The sequence below is a fragment of the Cellulosilyticum sp. WCF-2 genome (assembly GCF_003990395.1).
GTDB lineage: Bacteria > Bacillota > Clostridia > Lachnospirales > Cellulosilyticaceae > Cellulosilyticum > Cellulosilyticum lentocellum.
On the sequence record NZ_CP034675.1, the window covers coordinates 1,581,144 to 1,598,101 of the forward strand.

Annotated in this window: 11 protein-coding genes; 9 read left to right on the top strand and 2 right to left on the bottom strand. The window is 35.4% G+C overall.

Going from position 1 to position 16,958, the window contains the following annotated elements; all coding sequences use genetic code 11:
* Positions 1 to 4: 4 nt before the first annotated feature.
* From EKH84_RS06820 to EKH84_RS06860, 9 genes are all read left to right on the top strand, one after another.
* On the top strand, positions 5 to 1,327 hold the full coding sequence (locus EKH84_RS06820) for a carbohydrate ABC transporter permease (RefSeq protein ID WP_127065713.1): 1,323 nt from the start codon (positions 5 to 7) through the stop codon (positions 1,325 to 1,327).
* Complete coding sequence (locus EKH84_RS06825; RefSeq protein WP_013655726.1) at positions 1,327 to 2,169, top strand: sugar ABC transporter permease; 843 nt, start codon at positions 1,327 to 1,329, stop codon at positions 2,167 to 2,169. Before EKH84_RS06820 ends, EKH84_RS06825 begins: the two co-directional genes overlap by 1 nt.
* 20 nt (positions 2,170 to 2,189) lie before the next feature.
* Positions 2,190 to 4,262, top strand: a complete 2,073-nt coding sequence (locus EKH84_RS06830) for a beta-galactosidase (RefSeq protein WP_127065714.1) — start codon at positions 2,190 to 2,192, stop codon at positions 4,260 to 4,262.
* A gap of 129 nt (positions 4,263 to 4,391) precedes the next feature.
* On the top strand, positions 4,392 to 6,407 hold the full coding sequence (locus tag EKH84_RS06835) for a methyl-accepting chemotaxis protein (RefSeq protein ID WP_127065715.1): 2,016 nt from the start codon (positions 4,392 to 4,394) through the stop codon (positions 6,405 to 6,407).
* Positions 6,408 to 6,439: 32 nt separating this feature from the next.
* Positions 6,440 to 10,237: a glycosyl hydrolase 53 family protein gene (locus tag EKH84_RS22705; RefSeq protein ID WP_150132752.1), complete on the top strand. Its 3,798-nt coding sequence runs from the start codon at positions 6,440 to 6,442 to the stop codon at positions 10,235 to 10,237.
* Positions 10,238 to 10,335: 98 nt separating this feature from the next.
* Entirely contained in the window at positions 10,336 to 12,108 is a 1,773-nt protein-coding gene (locus EKH84_RS06845; RefSeq protein ID WP_127065717.1) for a DUF7922 domain-containing protein, read from the top strand.
* Between the two features lie 194 nt (positions 12,109 to 12,302).
* Positions 12,303 to 13,217, top strand: a complete 915-nt coding sequence (locus EKH84_RS06850; RefSeq protein WP_127065718.1) for an AraC family transcriptional regulator — start codon at positions 12,303 to 12,305, stop codon at positions 13,215 to 13,217.
* Between the two features lie 63 nt (positions 13,218 to 13,280).
* Entirely contained in the window at positions 13,281 to 13,715 is a 435-nt protein-coding gene (locus EKH84_RS06855) for a DUF3788 domain-containing protein (RefSeq protein ID WP_127065719.1), read from the top strand.
* Positions 13,716 to 13,827: 112 nt separating this feature from the next.
* Positions 13,828 to 15,216, top strand: coding sequence for an MATE family efflux transporter (locus EKH84_RS06860; protein WP_127065720.1), 1,389 nt, complete (start codon positions 13,828 to 13,830; stop codon positions 15,214 to 15,216).
* Between the two features lie 200 nt (positions 15,217 to 15,416).
* On the opposite strand, the gene EKH84_RS06865 is transcribed toward EKH84_RS06860, so the two are convergent.
* Together EKH84_RS06865 and EKH84_RS06870 are read right to left on the bottom strand one after the other, a co-directional pair.
* Positions 15,417 to 16,187 (bottom strand): TPM domain-containing protein, encoded by a 771-nt coding sequence (locus EKH84_RS06865; RefSeq protein ID WP_330547592.1) that lies wholly within the window; start codon positions 16,185 to 16,187, stop codon positions 15,417 to 15,419.
* Between the two features lie 20 nt (positions 16,188 to 16,207).
* Positions 16,208 to 16,777, bottom strand: coding sequence for a LemA family protein (locus tag EKH84_RS06870; protein ID WP_127065722.1), 570 nt, complete (start codon positions 16,775 to 16,777; stop codon positions 16,208 to 16,210).
* Positions 16,778 to 16,958 lie beyond the last annotated feature (181 nt).

The window sequence follows — 16,958 nt, forward strand, 5'->3', positions numbered from 1 at the left end:
ATTTATGCAAACCAATCTACAGACAGATGGTTCTTCTAGAAAAAAAGTTCTGCTAACATCCATATTATTTATGGGGCTAGGTCATATCGTTTATTTAAAAGAATATATTAAAGGTGCATTCTATGCACTTATCGAATTAATGATGTTAGCTTTCTCACCAATAGTGGTTCAGAAGTTAATAAATATGATTACTTTAGGAAGTCCTCAACCGAATTTACCAGTGAAACAAAGAGATAACTCCATATTTATGCTGATAGATGGTGTCATTATCTTAGCTGTTGTTTTTATTTTCATTGCAATCTATGTGATTTCTGTACGTAGTGCTTTAAAGTCCTATGAAGAATATTGTATTCAAGGTCAATTTAAAAGTGAGAAAAAAATCCTATCAGATACAGCTCAGAAAGCCTTTCCTATTTTAGGGCTTGCGCCTACTGTAGGTCTTGTTTTGTTTTTCGTTGTTGTTCCTTTAGTCTTCTCTGCTTGCGTGGCTTTTACAAACTATGCAGCACCCAATCATATTCCGCCTAATAATACGGTAGACTGGGTTGGATTTGCTAATTTTAAAGCGATGTTTGGTGGAAGTGCAGCGTGGTCTACAGGATTCGCAAGAGTGGCAATATGGACAGTTGTATGGGGTGCTTTTGCTACGATGACTTGTTATTTCGGTGGCATGATAATGGCTGTAATTCTCCAGCAAAGTAAATTAAAATTAGCACCCGTTTTTAGAACAATTTTTATCTTGCCTTATGCAGTACCAGCTATTGTAAGTATGCTTGTATGGCAAAACTTATTAAATGGTAGTTTTGGTATTGTGAATCGTACTTTAGTAGAACTAGGACTTATATCAGGGACAATTCCTTGGCTGAGTAATGAATGGCTTGCTAAATTCGTTTGTGTACTCATTAACTTGTGGGCTGGCTTCCCTTATTTCATGTTACTCATTATGGGGTCTATGACAGCTATTTCAAGTGATATTTATGAAGCAGCTAAAATTGATGGGGCAAGTGAATTCCAAATCTTTAAGAAAATGATTTTACCAATTGTACTTTATCAAACAACACCGCTGATTATCATGTCTTTTACTCACAATATCAATAACTTCGGTGCAATCTTCTTCTTAACCAGTGGTAACCCTGTTGTAGCAGATAGCACAACCACAGGTGCTGGCGGAACAGATATACTTGTAACCTGGATTTATAAGTTAACAGTTAACTTACTGAAATACAACTATGCTGCCGTGCTTGCAGTGGTAATCTTCGTTGTCCTTGCGCCATTTGCAATCTACAACTTTAGAAAGACAAAATCCTATAAGGACGGTGAAATCTAATGAACAACAAAGTTATTAAAAAAATTAATTTAGCCTTCATCCTCTTATTTTTAATAGGGACTTCATTATTTGTAATCTATCCTTTGATGTATGTCGTTAGTGGGGCATTTTCACCAGGAAACTCTATAGCTTCACTAAGCATTATTCCTTTTGGAGATGGTATTTCTTTTAAGCATTTTGAACGTTTATTTAATGATACGAACTATGTGAAATGGTTCCAAAATACTTTATATGTAGCAGTATGTACTTCGTTAGCTACAATTCTGATTGCTTCATTAGGCGCTTATGTTTTTTCTCGTTTTCAATTTGCAATGAAGAAGAGTATGATGATGGCAATGCTTATTTTACAAATATTTCCTTCTTTTGTAGGGATGGTTGCTATTTATGTTATTTTACTTAGAATTGGTGGTTTAGATAAACTATGGGGCCTTATTTTAGTCTATCTAGCAGGTAATATTCCTTATAATACCTGGATGGTTAAAAGCTACATTGATACGATTCCTAAAAGCTTAGATGAAGCCGCTAGAATAGATGGTGCAAGTCATTTTAGAATTTTTAGAAGCATTATTTTCCCAATAGCTAGACCTATTATTATTTTCCTTGGTATTACTAGTTTTACAGCACCTTGGATGGATTATATTTTCCCTAAAATGGTGCTACGTTCATCAGATAAACAAACCTTAGCTCTTGGATTATATAGTAGCTTTTTAACAGAGAAGAAAAATGAATTTACAACCTTTGCAGCAGGGGCATTATTAATCGCTATCCCATTTATTATTTTCTTTGTAGTTATGCAAAAAACAATGATTACAAGTATGGGTGGATCTGCTGTAAAAGAATAGTGAGAGAAAGAGGATCAGATATGAAAAGTACAACATTTAGCTACAATGAAAAATACATGCTGAAAGATCAAAAGCCTTGGTTTCCTATTATGGGTGAAATCCATTATTCTAGGTATCCAAGAGAATATTGGAAAGAATCTATTTATAAAATGAAGGCAGGAGGGGTAGATGTTATTTCCTCTTATGTCCTTTGGATTCACCATGAAGAAATTGAAGGAGAGTATGATTTTACAGGTGATAAAGATTTACGAAGCTTTGTAGAGACCTGCAAAGCTTGTGATGCTTATATGATTCTTCGTATAGGGCCTTGGTGTCATGCCGAAGTGAGAAATGGTGGTTTTCCTGATTGGTTATTACAGAAGGACTTTGAAGTAAGAACGAATGATTCGGCATACTTAGAAGAAGTAAGAAAATTTTATAGTAAAATCTATGAGCAAGTAAAGGGATTGTTATTAAAAGATGGAGGCCCTATTATTGGTCTTCAAATAGAGAATGAATACGGTCATTGTGGTGGATTAACAGGAGAAGAAGGCGAAGAACATATGCGTATTCTGACACAAATGGCAAAAGAGATTGGCTTTGAAGTCCCTATTTATACAGCCACAGGCTGGGGAGGTGCAGTAACAGGAGGACTTCTTCCTGTAATGGGCGGTTATTGTGAAGCGCCTTGGGACCAACGCCTAACAGATATTGAGCCAAGTGGTAATTATATTTTTACTCATGAACGTAATGACCATAATATTGGTAGTGATTACGGCTTTGGTACAGGGATTACCTTTGATATGAATAAGTTCCCTTATTTAACAGCTGAACTTGGAGGTGGTCATCAAGTGACACATCATAGAAGGCCTATAGCAACTTCAAAGGATATTGGGGCTATGTCTATGGTGAAGTTAGGAAGTGGTGTTAATTTATTAGGTTATTATATGTATCATGGTGGTACTAATCCAAAAGGTAAGCTTTCCTTTTTACAAGAATCAAAGGAAACAGGGTCTATTAATGACTTGCCAGAACTATCTTATGACTTTAGAGCACCTATTAGGCAATATGGTCAGATTTCAGAAACCTATAAAGAAATTAAGCTATTAACCATGTTTATCAAAGATTTTGGTAGTGAACTTTGTGAAATGCCAGCTACTATGCCAGAAAGTAATCCACTATACCCAACCAATTTCACAGACTTAAGAACGAGCTATAGACATAATGGTAAATCAGGCTACCTTTTCATTAATAACTATCAAAGACGCTGCCAGATGGCAGAACATAAAAATGTAGTGTTAACAGTACCTTTAAAGGATGAAACACTTACTTACCCAGCTATAGATGTGAGAAATGAAGACTTTTTCTTCTTCCCATTTAATATGAAGTTAGGAGACACTTGGCTTAAAACAGCTGTAGTAACACCACTTTGCAAATTAAATAATGAAGATATGACAACTTATGTTTTTTATGGAGATAAGAAGCCTTGCTATCAAATTGAAGGTGAGTTAAAGCAAAGTGAATTATTGACTTTATCGAGACAAGAAGCTAAAAATGCATGGAAGATTAAGCTAGATAAAGAATATTTAATCATCACTGAGGGAGCAGTTCTACAAACAGACAAAGGTACTCAATTAATAGGAAGAGGTAAAGCTGGTTTAAAAGCTTATCCAGCGCTAAAGGAAACACCAAAAGGCTTTGTAAGAAAAGTAGATCAAGGCCAATTTGCAGTATATGAAGGGAAAGAAGAAATGATGACATCCATAGTGAGCTATAAGCTATTAGAAGAGACCAAGGAAAAGAAGACCTATGAGATTAACATTGGTCAAAGAGATCAATCAGCAAATGATTTATTTATTAAATTACGTTATGTAGGAGATAGTGCAAAATTATATATCAATGATGAGTATGTAGATGACCATTTCTATACTGGTAGATCGTGGGAGATTGGTTTGAAACACTTTGGATTCCCTAAAACACTTAAAGTAGAAATTATGCCTTTACAAAAGAATGCAGAAATCTTCTTAGAAGAATGGCCAACAATGGAAAAGGGCTATGCTTGTGAACTAATGAGTGTAGAAGTAATGACGGAATATAAGCATGCTATTTCTTAATGAACTAATGCTAATGACATGATAACTGTGACAAAAGTTACCCAACAATAAGTTAAAGATTATTAGAGTTGGGTAACTTTTTTTATGAGGTAAGGTTTAAGGAAAAGTGTTTAAAGGAGGGAAGAAAGTATGAAGTGGCATAAAATAAAAAATAAACTTATCATTGCTTTTTTAATCCCTGTATTATTAATGATTTCATTAGGTGTTATTTCGTATTTACAATCTTCAACGGCCTTGAGGAAAAATTATGAGACAAGCCTTGTAAGGACTATAGAAAGTAAAGGGGAATACTTAGGCTTAGTAACAAAAAATATTGAAAATGAAGTGCTTAAGCTATTAACAGATTCAAATTTTATTAAGTACTATACAGCAGCTTGTACTACAAAGTCAGAAGAGGAAGATTTACAAAAAGCACTTTATAAGACCTTTGTTAAAGTAGCTACTAGTAATGATTTTGTTAACTCTTTTAACGTTTTATCGGCTTATGGCAAAAGTTATGCTACAGGAGGTACCTTAAGCACTAAGCATTATGAGGAGTATTTAGATTCAGAAGAAAACAAAGCGCTAGCAGCTGGTGGGAAGCAGTATGAGTGGAACGGTTATCATCTTTTCTTAGATGAAGCAACAGGCAGTGAAGGCGCAGCTTATGTGATGTCTTACACGCGTCAATTTATTCAAGGAGAGGGCTACATTATCGTTGATATTAGTAAGGAGAAGCTTGTAAACAGCTTAGAAGAGCTTAGTGGTGAAGAAGGCAATGTTGTGGGTTTTATAGCACCTGATGAAAGAGAAACTTTACTAGGGACTAAGGAAACTAGTGTATTTGGTACCTTTCAGGTTTTAAAGGATTTTAAGGCAAGTGAGGAGACCTCGGGCTATAGTTATGTAGATTATAATGGCGCTCAGCAGTTGTTGGTTTATTCCAAAATAGGAGATACAGGGGCAATGCTTACCACGCTTATTCCTAAGAACGCAATTATTGCACAAGCCGAAACTATTAAAAGGCTTACTTTTATTATGGTGATTATAGCAGGCATAGTAGCGATTTTAATAGGTTCTCTTATGGCAGGGGGGATTGAAAAGAACATAAAGAATATGCAAAAAGCCTTATCCAAAGCTGCTGAAGGAGATTTAACAGTTGAAATAAAGGGAAATAGAAAAGATGAGTTCGGACAGTTATCTAAGAGCATAACGGGTATGCTCACGGATATGAAAGGGCTCATACATAAAACGACAGATGTAGGGGAAGAGATTGTAAGGTCTTCTAAGGATATGTCTCATATTTCTAATGTACTATTAACGGCTAGTAAAGAAATAAACTGCGCCATTGGTGAAATTGAAAAAGGTGTTATTTTGCAAGCAGAGGATTCTAGTAAGTGCTTAAGGCAAATGGGTGACTTATCAGATAGAATAGAAGGTCTATATAAAAGTACAGGTGAAATTGAAACTTTTACTGGTCAGACTAAGATAGTTGTAGAAAAAGGGGTTGGATTAGTAGATAATCTAACTCAAAAGGTAAAGGAAACGATTGGTGCCACTAGTAGTGTCATTGAAGATGTTGAAGAACTATCAAAAGCTTCTGCAGCCATAGAAAGCATTGTAGGCGTTATTAATGGCATTGCTGAACAAACGAATTTATTATCTTTAAATGCTTCTATTGAGGCAGCAAGAGCAGGGGAAGCGGGTAGAGGTTTTGCCGTTATAGCTCAAGAAGTTAATAAATTGGCAGTGCAATCTGCGGAAGGTGCAAGAAAAATAGAAGAGCTTTTAGGAAATATAGCGGTGAAAACTAAAGAGACAGTAAAAGCTGTTAAGCAAACAGAAGTAATTGCCTCATCGCAAGAAGAAGCACTTAAGTTAACTGTAGAAATCTTTAATGATATCAATTCAAATATTAAAAACTTGGTTATTAATTTGGGGGAAGTTTCAAAGGATATTAAGGAAATTGAAGTAGTCAAGGATGATACATTAAGTGCTATTGGTAATATTACTGCAGTATCACAGCAGACAGCAGTATCTTCACAAGAGGTACAAAATACAGCAGATAAACAATTAGAAGCTGTAGAACAACTGGGTAAGGCAGCGGAGTTATTAGATCAAGATGCGAAGAAACTAGAACAAGCAATAAGTCATTTTCAAATTTAGTATACAACCATGAGAGAAGGATGGATGATAGAATGAGAAGAAGAATAACTTATTTATTAATGCTATGTTTATGTTTAACAGGTATACCAGTGGATAAGATAGTGGTTTATGGTCAAGAAGTGGTTACTAATTACATAACAAATGGTGGCTTTGAAGATGATGCTACTATTTGGACGGACTGGACGATTATGACTCAGTCATGGGCTGATGCAAATGTAAAGTCCTTTAAGTATAATACTGATTCGTATATCCAGGGCAAAGAAGGAGAGCAAGCTATAACTTACTGGGTAAATGATCAGCAAGTAAATAGCTATGAGATTTCTTTAGAGCAAACCATTCAAGGTTTACCTAAGGGAGAGTATACTTTATCAGCGTATATTATGGGAGAGAAGTCTGCCACACTTCAGCTAAGTGCAGGAACAACTACTTCATCAGCACTTGCTATTAATAAAGGCTATAACACTTGGGAGAGAGTGGAACTATCCTTTGAAGTAGAACAGGCGGGAGATATACCCATAAAGCTTACTATAGCAGCTACCCCGGGAGCTTATAGTTATATCGATGATATAAGAGTAGAGGCAATACCTGCTAAGGAAGAGGAGACGGATGCACCATCCATTGTTAATGGTGGTTTTGAAGAAAGTAGTACGCTGTGGTCTGATTGGAAGATTGATACAACAGATTGGAATAAAGCTAAACCAGAAGAATTTGCTTATGCAAGTAATGCTGATATTTTAGCTAGAGAAGGTCAGCAGTGCATCAAATATTGGATTGATAGTAGTGAAATCGTTAGTCATACGATTACGTTACAACAAACAGTAAAAGATTTACCAGCTGGTAAGTATACCCTAAGTGTTTATTCTATGGGAGGCGATGGTGGTAAGGTAATCCTTAATGCATTAGATGAATCCGGTGAGGCGGCGGCAACACAAGGCTGGAATATATGGGAAAAGGTCTATTTAGTATTTGAAACAACGGAAACAAAAGATGTACCTATCCAAATTACAATAGAAGGCTCACCTAATGCTTATGGTTACATAGATGAAGTAAGCTTAAAGACGTATGAAGATTCAGATGTACCAAAACCTGACGAAAAACCAATACCAGAGCAAGGTGATTTATTTATTGATTATGTTCCGGGTATTAGTGATGATTTCATTAGAGGAATGGACATATCAAGTTTAATTGCATTAGAAGAAAGTGGTGTTCAATTCTATAATAAAGCTGGAAATGTACAAGACATTTGTAAAACTTTAAAGGAATCAGGCACTAATTATGTGCGTGTACGCGTATGGAATAATCCGTATGATGCTAATGGAAATGGCTATGGTGGCGGTAATAATGATTTAGCTAAAGCTATTCAAATTGGTAAGCGTGCAACCCAGGCAGGGATGAAGGTTTTAGTTGACTTCCATTACTCTGATTTTTGGGCTGATCCAGCTAAACAAAAAGCTCCAAAGGCATGGGAGAGCTATTCTTTAGAAGAGAAAAAATTAGCTGTGTATGAGTACACAAAGACAAGTTTACAGGCATTATTAGCAGCAGGCGTAGATGTAGGCATGATTCAAGTAGGTAATGAAACAACAAATGGTTTTTGCGGAGAAACAGATTGGGCCAATATGTGCGCCTTATTTAATGAAGGTAGCAGAGCTATTAGAGAAATAGATGCTAATATACTAATAGCATTACATTTTACCAATCCTGAAACTTCAGGTAAGTATGCAAAAATTGCTAAGACTTTGAATGAGTATAATGTAGACTATGATGTATTTGCTAGTTCCTACTATCCATTTTGGCATGGTACATTAAGTAATCTTACTTCTGTACTTAAAAATGTAGCAGATACATATGGTAAAAAGGTAATGGTAGCAGAAACTTCTTATGTTTATACTAAAGAAGATACAGATGGACATGAAAATTCAGCACCTAAAGAATCAGGTCAGGATCTTAACTATGAAATCTCTGCACAAGGCCAAGCTAATTCACTTCGTGACGTAGCAGAAGCAGTGGTTAATGTGGGAGAAGCGGGAATAGGTATATTTTACTGGGAACCAGCCTGGATTACTGTACCACAAATTACTTTAGAAGAAAGAAAAGAGACTTGGGAACGCTATGGTTCAGGTTGGGCATCTAGCTATGCAAAAGAATATGACCCAGAAGATGCAGGGGTATGGTATGGTGGTAGCTCTTGGGATAATCAAGCTCTATTTGATAAAGAAGGTAAGCCACTTCCTTCATTATATACCTATAGCTATTTGAAGAATGGAGCAGTAACTGATCGTAAGCTTACAAGCTATGAAACACTTTCAGTAGCAGCAGAAGTAGGAGCAGAGATTGTATTACCAGAAGCTATCAAAGGTTTCTTTAATGATGGGACACAGGAGACATTTAATGTTACTTGGGATGAAGCGGCTATTGCAGTAGCTAAAGAAAAAGGTGCAGGAACTTATGAAATCACAGGTACCTTAATAGATGGGGCTCAAGTTAAATGTCAGCTTGTTATTCGTCCAAAGAACCTTGTACTTAACCCAAGCTTTGAACAATCAGATCATAGTATGTGGAAGATTGATTATTTAGGAGAAAGTTCTGATTATGTAGGCTATCAAAACAAAGCTTCTGATGCAAAAACAGGGAATTATAGTGTGCATTTTTGGAATGATGAAGCTATCAATTTTACTGTAGAGCAAACACTTACGGGACTAGAAAAAGGCTATTATGATTTTAGCGCTTCCTTACAAGGGGGCGATTGCAATAATAGTGAGATGACTATTTATGCTAAAGTAGGAGACAAAACGTATAAAGCTGAGACAGGCGTTAAAGGTTGGGCTAATTGGAACACACCAACGATTAAAGATATTTTAGTAGAACAGGGTACCTTAACGATTGGTATTGCTATTAAATGTGATGCAAATGGTTGGGGAACCATAGATGATTTTGTCTGCTACTTAAATTCTAAAGAAATTGATACTGGCAATAACGGTGGAGGTAGTACAGGTGGAGATAGTGGTGATACAACACAAACAACCTCTAGTACATCAAGTAATAGTTTTCTAAACGCCTATAATAACTTATCTACCTCTAAGCAAGAGGAGATTACTCAAAAGCTTAGTAAGTATATGCCTTATACCCTATTACAAACGAGTCAAGATCTAAAATGGCTAGATGAACTAACAGGTTCTATATTTACAACAGAACAGTTAAAAGCTTTATTAACTGATCCAAAGGCTTTAGAAAAAATGGGTATAACGCTAAATTATGTAACTCTTACACCTATTAAGGAGATGAATTTTAAAGATGTAGCTAACACTCATTGGGCATATGGAAATATTGAGAAGGCGCTTCAATTAGGCTTAGCTAGAGGTATGGACGAAGAAAACTTTGCACCAAATCAAGCTTTAGGAGTTGCAGATGCTTTTACCTTCTTAGACCGCGTTTTGCTTTTAAATGGACAGATGAAAACTAAATTATCAAGAGATGTAGTAAGTCAGTATTGGACAGATAAGACTAACTGGTCTTATGCTCATAAAATGTCTATAGGCAGCAAATTAAGTGAGAAAACCTTAAAAGAAGTAGCTGCTTTACAAGAAAAGCCTTTGTCTAGAGAGCTTTTTGCACAGGTATTATATGAGATAACAGAAGGTAAGTTAGAAATAGTTAATGAAATAACAACATTTACAGATATTGAGGAATCACCTTATAAAGAAGCCATTGTATACTGTAATCAAGTAGGTTTGCTAAAGGGTATGAATAATGGAAAGATGGCACCAGACAAAACACTTACAAGGGCGGAAATGATGATAGTACTTAGCAAATTAAACGAATTGCTATAATTATTCAAAGTAGCTCATCCCTTTGTTGTCATAGGATATAAAGAAGTTTCATATACATAGTATAGAATGACTAACAAGGACAACGGAGGGATAGAGAAATGTATGTAAATAATTTGATTAGCTTGCAAGAAAACATTTCTACATATGGCATAGACGACCGCAAAGTAACAGGGCATGTAACACTTTCTTCTCCAGGTATGATTAAATGCTATGTACAAAATCTAAAGGCATTACCATCAGGTAATCGTTATGTGTTTTGTATATTTAGTAAAAATCATAACGAAGGCATTAAGGTGGGAAAGTTAGGGACAGAAAAGGAAACAAAATGGATTGTAGATGAAAAAAATATTCTAGGAAGTGGCTTAAGGTTAGAGGAGATTGACGGTGTAGCATTAGTGGCTGAACATGAAATGAGAGGGGCAGAGGCTGTAGTAGTTGGCTTTAGTAGAGATAGGTATATGCTTTTATCGATGGTCGATAGTCTATTTCCAAGAAATGAACAAAAGTCTACGAATCAAGTGTCGCCTAAAACCGTAACAAAGCAGCCAACAGGAACTGTAGAAAAACCTAAAGTAGTAGTAAAGGAAACAATGCCAGTAGAAAAGCCTAAAGTAGTAGTAAAGGAACCAGAGCCAGAGGAAAAGGTCAAAGTGATAGTGGTAAAGGAACCAGTACCAGTAGAAAAGCCTAAAGCAGTAGTACAGGAACCAGTTCCAGTCATATTGCCGGTGCCAGTAGTAGCTGAAAAGACAATTTCCATAGAAAAAATTAAAGTGGTAGTTTCACAGGAATCAGGACCAGTCATATTACCAAAGCCAAAAGTACCAATGGAGCCAGGACCTGTGATATTACCAAAGCCAAAAGTACCGCTAGAACCAGGTCCTGTTATCTTACCATGTGAGCACAAAGAAGAGTATATGCATAAGGAAATGCCATATGAGCATAAAGAAGAGTATATGCATAAGGAAATGCCATGTGAGCATAAAGAAGAACATATGCATAAGGAAATGCCATGTGAGCATAAAGAAGAATATATGCATAAGGAAATGCCATGTGAGCACAAAGAAGAGCATATGCATAAAGAAATGCCATGTGAGCACAAAGAAGAGCATATGCATAAAGAAATGCCATGTGAGCACAAAGAAGAGCATATGCATAAAGAAATGCCATGTGAGCATAAAGAAGATCATATGCATAAAGAAATGCCATGTGAGCACAAAGAAGAGCATATGCATAAAGAAATGCCATGTGAGCACAAAGAAGAGTATATGCATAAGGAAATGCCATGTGAGCACAAGGAAAAGTATATGCATAAGGAAATGCCATGTGAGCATAAAGAAGAAGCACAGCAATCCGTTTGTAAGCCTATATGCAAACCTATATGTCCTAAGCCAAGGGTGGAAGAGCAGGAAGACTTTATTTTACCAGAAGGTGCTGTGGTAGGCGACCTAACAAAGGAAACGAGTACAGAGCCGATTACCAAGGAATTAAAGAGAATTATCGATAGCATTAGTAAGGATAAGAGAGTAGAAGAAAAAGCTAGAGAATTAGAAGAGCAAATTAGTAAAATGAGTAATATTCCTCAAAGTCAAAAACTTTTTGACAAAGCTCATATCCAAAAGACCATAGAGTCTCGTTATATATCTCAGCAGATTAATATTGAGGATATGCTAGAGGAAGAGGAGGAAGAGCCTGGTTTAGATACTAATCCTAAGAAAGCCATAGAATGTATTAATGAAATGAGTGAGGTAGAAGGATTACTAGATTCAGAAGCACTTGAAGAAAGGGATTATTTACTAGAAATTGATAAAAGATTACAAGCTATCAGAGCTAGGATGGGCGAAGCAATAGAGAAGCAGGAAATTGAATAATAAGTATAGCGGTATGACATTTTCTGATGTTATACCGTTTTTTATTGCGTGTCAATTAATTTCAGTAAATATTTTTAGGAAACAAGTAGTTGGATATTAAATAAATGATGTGTAAAAAGAGCATTGATAGTCAAGCTTATAAACTGTTTTTGTGTTATTCTAGGCATAAGATATAAATAAAAGGAGATGTTGTTATGCATGCATGGGAACAAATACAAATGACGCTTGATTATATTGATGAACACTTATCCGAAACAATTGAAATTAAAAAGCTTGCTGAAATGACTGCTTTATCACCTTTCTATTATCAAAGATTATTCAGTAGGCTAGTAAAGAAATCAGTGATGGAATATATCAAACTACGTCGTATGGCAAAAGCAACGGAAGGTCTGCTTCAAAGGAATAAGCGTATTTTGGATGTTGCATTAGATTTAGGGTTTTCTTCCCATGAACAGTTTACACGTATTTTTAAACAAACTTTTGATATGACTCCAGAGAGCTATCGTAAAAATCCAGTGGCATTAAACCGTATGACAAAGCCGCAGCTTAGTCTTAATTACACACTTATTGACGAAAATGTGCCACTAATCAGTGATGGGATTGTAATCGAAATCAGTCGAAAGAAGCTTCTGGAGCCAGAATATTACGTGGGTTTAGAAACAAAAACACCTATCCAATTTATTGAAGGACTTGGCATTAAATCAGGTATTGATCCACTGGATAAGTTCTGGAGAAACTTTCATGAACGTAAAGTGAATATTCCAGGTTTAGTAAACAAAGGATATGAAATTGGTGTCGCATACTCTTGTATAGAAGAAGGATTCTTCGTTTATTTTGCAGGAGCACAGGTTAAGTCACCAATAATACTAAAAGACTTTAGTAATTGGGAGCTTCAAAAAGGGGAGTATATTGTCTGCTCATTCGAAACTGAAAATTTTGAGAGCTTGGTAATGGATGGACTTTATAAAGCACAACAATATTTATTTAACGTTTGGCTACCCAATCATAAGTTGTTTATTGAGCCGTTTTCTGTTGAACGTTATGAAAGTCATGATAAAGAGATTACGTCTATGGAGATTTGGGTAAAGCCTGTTGCATTGAAATCATAAGTTGGTAATAAATAGATGAGATAAGTTAAAATACTTAATTTTGAGTTCAGGGGGAGAATAGATATGATAGATATATTAGAGAGAGATCGAATGCCAGCATTATATGAGATAAGTGATTATGTAAATAATAGCTTATGGGATGAATTTTATAGTTATTTGATAAAGGAATATGGGGTAAAGACTATACTTGAATATAGTAAATGTTCTTGGGCTCCAGGCTGGAATATAAAACTAAAAAGATTAGGTAAAACCCTATGTACACTATATCCACATGAAGGTTTTTTCAAAGTTCTTGTGGTAATAGGAGAAAATGAAAAAGAAGAATTTATTAAGTTACTTACTGAATTAACAAAGGATTTACAAGACTTGTATCATAAAACAGACAAAGGAATGGGACAATGCTGGTTAATGATTGATCTTGAAGACGAGGGGGATAGATTAGAAGATATTAAAAAAATTGTAGCTATACGAAGAAATGCTAAAAGAAAACATGGATGAAAAAGGTTTTTATTCTGAGCTTATAAAGTGATTCATAAAAAATACAAAAGGGCTTGCTACAATGAAAATTAGTGCATAGATGACATAATAATAATCACGAGGAGGGAAAAGGATGGAAACAGCAAGCAATGACCTAGGCAGGGGGTCAATTGGGAAATTACTTTTTAAGTTAGCTGTGCCAGCTATTTTAGCACAGATTATTAATGCCCTTTATAATATCGTTGATAGAATTTACATTGGGCGTATCCCTGAAACAGGGGATTTAGCATTAACAGGAATAGGGCTTACTTTCCCTATATTAATGCTTATTACAGCATTTAGTTCACTTATTGGTATGGGTGGAGCACCTTGTGCCGCTATTAAAATGGGGGAGGGTAAAAAGGCGGAAGCAGAAAAGATTTTAGGAAATAGCTTATCAGCACTTTTAGTTATTTCGGCCATCTTAATGGTATTTTTCTATAGCTTTAAAGGACCTCTTTTGATGATGTTTGGAGCTAGTAGTAATACTTTTGGGTATGCCAATGATTATTTAAGTATTTATTTGTTGGGAACTATATCTGTCCAATTAGCCTTAGGAATGAATCCTTTTATTAATACTCAAGGGTTTGCAGGAATGGGTATGGCTACCGTTTTAATTGGTGCTATTAGTAATATTATTTTAGATCCTATTTTTATTTTTGGATTTGGAATGGGAGTAAAAGGAGCTGCTATAGCAACTATTATTTCTCAAACCATATCTGCTGTATGGGTAATGTGGTTTTTGCTTGGAAAAAAGACAAAATTAAAAATTAGAAAAAGCAACATGAAAATAAGTAAAAAGATTTTATTACCTATTGTAGCATTAGGTGTAGCGCCTTTTATTATGCAAGCTACAGAAAGTCTTGTTAATATTGTGCTTAATAAAAGTTTATTTATCTACGGCAGTAAAGTAGGGGGAGAAGCATATGGCGATACGGCAGTAGGTGCTATGACGATTATTTCTAGTGTGCTTCAAGTGATGCTCATGCCTATTTCAGGTTTAGCACAAGGTGCCCAGCCTATTATTAGTTATAATTATGGGGCTAATAATATGGACCGTGTTAAAAAGACTTTTAAAGTATTATTTATTAGTTCTGTAACAATGGCTTTAACATTGTGGGCAATGGTTATGATTTTCCCAGGTTTCTTCGTGAGTTTATTTAATGATAAACCGGAATTAACAGAGATGACGATTTGGGGTATGCGTATTTTCCTTAGTATGATTTGGGTAATGGGTGCACAGATGGCTTGCCAACAAACCTTTATAGCTCTTGGGCAAGCAAAAATTTCTTTATTCTTAGCATTATTAAGAAAGGTCATTTTACTTGTGCCATTAGTACTCATTCTTCCATTAGGATTAGGATTTAATGGGATTTTCTATGCAGAACCTATTGCAGATACATTAGCTGCCACAACAACAGTTATTTGTTTCGTGCTTTCATATAAAAAGATTATACAAAAGAAATTAAATGCAACATCATAGAAAATTTATCATGGCTATACTGAGATAAATGAATAGCTAGTGTACTCAGTGGCTTTCTTAGTTGTTAGGACATGAATTTTATGATACATTGCTAGAAATAGAGAAGGACTATACTATCGCCCGATTAAGGGACATGTTATAGTCCTTTTTATATTGTATTTAAAAAAAAGCTTTTTCTTATTATAAATGGATGGTGTCACTCACCAATTACCAGAAGAACCTCCACCATTTGAGGAGCCACCACCAAAGCCTCCAAAGCCTCCACCACCACTACCTCCTCTAGGACCACCTCTGTTATAGAAGTTATTCCAAAAGAGCATTTGTAAAATAAAAGAAAAAATACGTCCTCTATTAAAAAGAAGGTCAATAATAACAAAGAGAATAATAGTTAGTGTACCGATATAGCCATTTCTGTGACTGATAGGTGCGGTGGTACTTTCTGGTAAGGCTACACCTAGAGAGTGAGTAAGGGTTACATTATATTCGGTACCTATAGTATCGCAGAATTTACTATAAGCTTTAGCAAGGCCAACGCCATAATTGTTTTGTACAAATTCAGGTTTAGCTAGTTCTTGCATAATTTGATTACTTAGGATATCAGGTATGGCTCCCTCTAGACCGCGACCTACTTCAATACGCCAACTATGATCATTAATAGCTAATAAAATAAGAAGCCCGTTGTCTTTATGAGCTTGTCCAATACCCCAAGAGCGAAAAAGTTGATTAGCATAATCTTCAATAGGTGCACCATCTAAGCTAGAAATAGTTACAATAATGGCTTGTGCTCCTGTTTTTTGTTCCAGTTCATAGCCTAAGTCAATCATCTGCCTTGCGGATGCTTCATCGATTACACTTGCATAGTCATTGACGTACTTATTAGGTGTAGGCTCAGGAAAGCGATAAGCTGCTTTAAGCTGAAAACTGCTAAAAATGAGTATACCAAGTAAAACCAGAGAAGAAAATCGCTTCAATGCCCCTTTTATTTTCATGACTAACGATTAAAGTCTACAGTAGGGACTTCCTGAGCACCGCTACTTGCTTCAAATAAAGTTCTAGGCTCAAAATTAAATAAGCCGGCAATAATATTATTTGGAAATCTTCTTCTCGTGGTATTGTATCTAGTAACAGCAGTATTATAATCTTGTCTTGCAATAGCAATACGGTTCTCAGTACCTTCTAATTGAACTGATAAATCTCTAAAGTTTTGATTGGATTTTAGATCTGGATAGTTTTCAACAATTAAAAGTAGGCGAGATAAAGCACTAGATAAAGCTCTATCTGCAGTTGCTTCTTCGGCTACATTAGTTGCACCAGCAAGCTGAGTTCTAGCATCTGCAATTTGCGTAAAAATCTCCTTTTCTTGTGAGGCATAACCTTGAACAGTATTGACTAAATTAGGAATTAAATCCGAGCGACGCTGGAGCTGAGTATCTATATTAGCTTTAGCAGTATCCACATCTTGCTCAAGTGTGACTAAGCTGTTATAAAAACCAACTCCTACAAAAATAATAATAAGAACAAGGGCAACTATGCCGATTAACCATTTGATACCTGCTTTCATATAAAAGCTCCTTTCTATGTCTTAACTCTAGTATGTGTGAAACAAAACAATAATATAGATAAAAATTTTAGTAATCCTAATAGAAGTTTATATTTATAGGAGCCTCCAAAATCACAAAAAAAGTTGAAGAACTAAGTAAAATATAGTATTTTTATAAAAACTGTAAATTAAAACAAAAAAT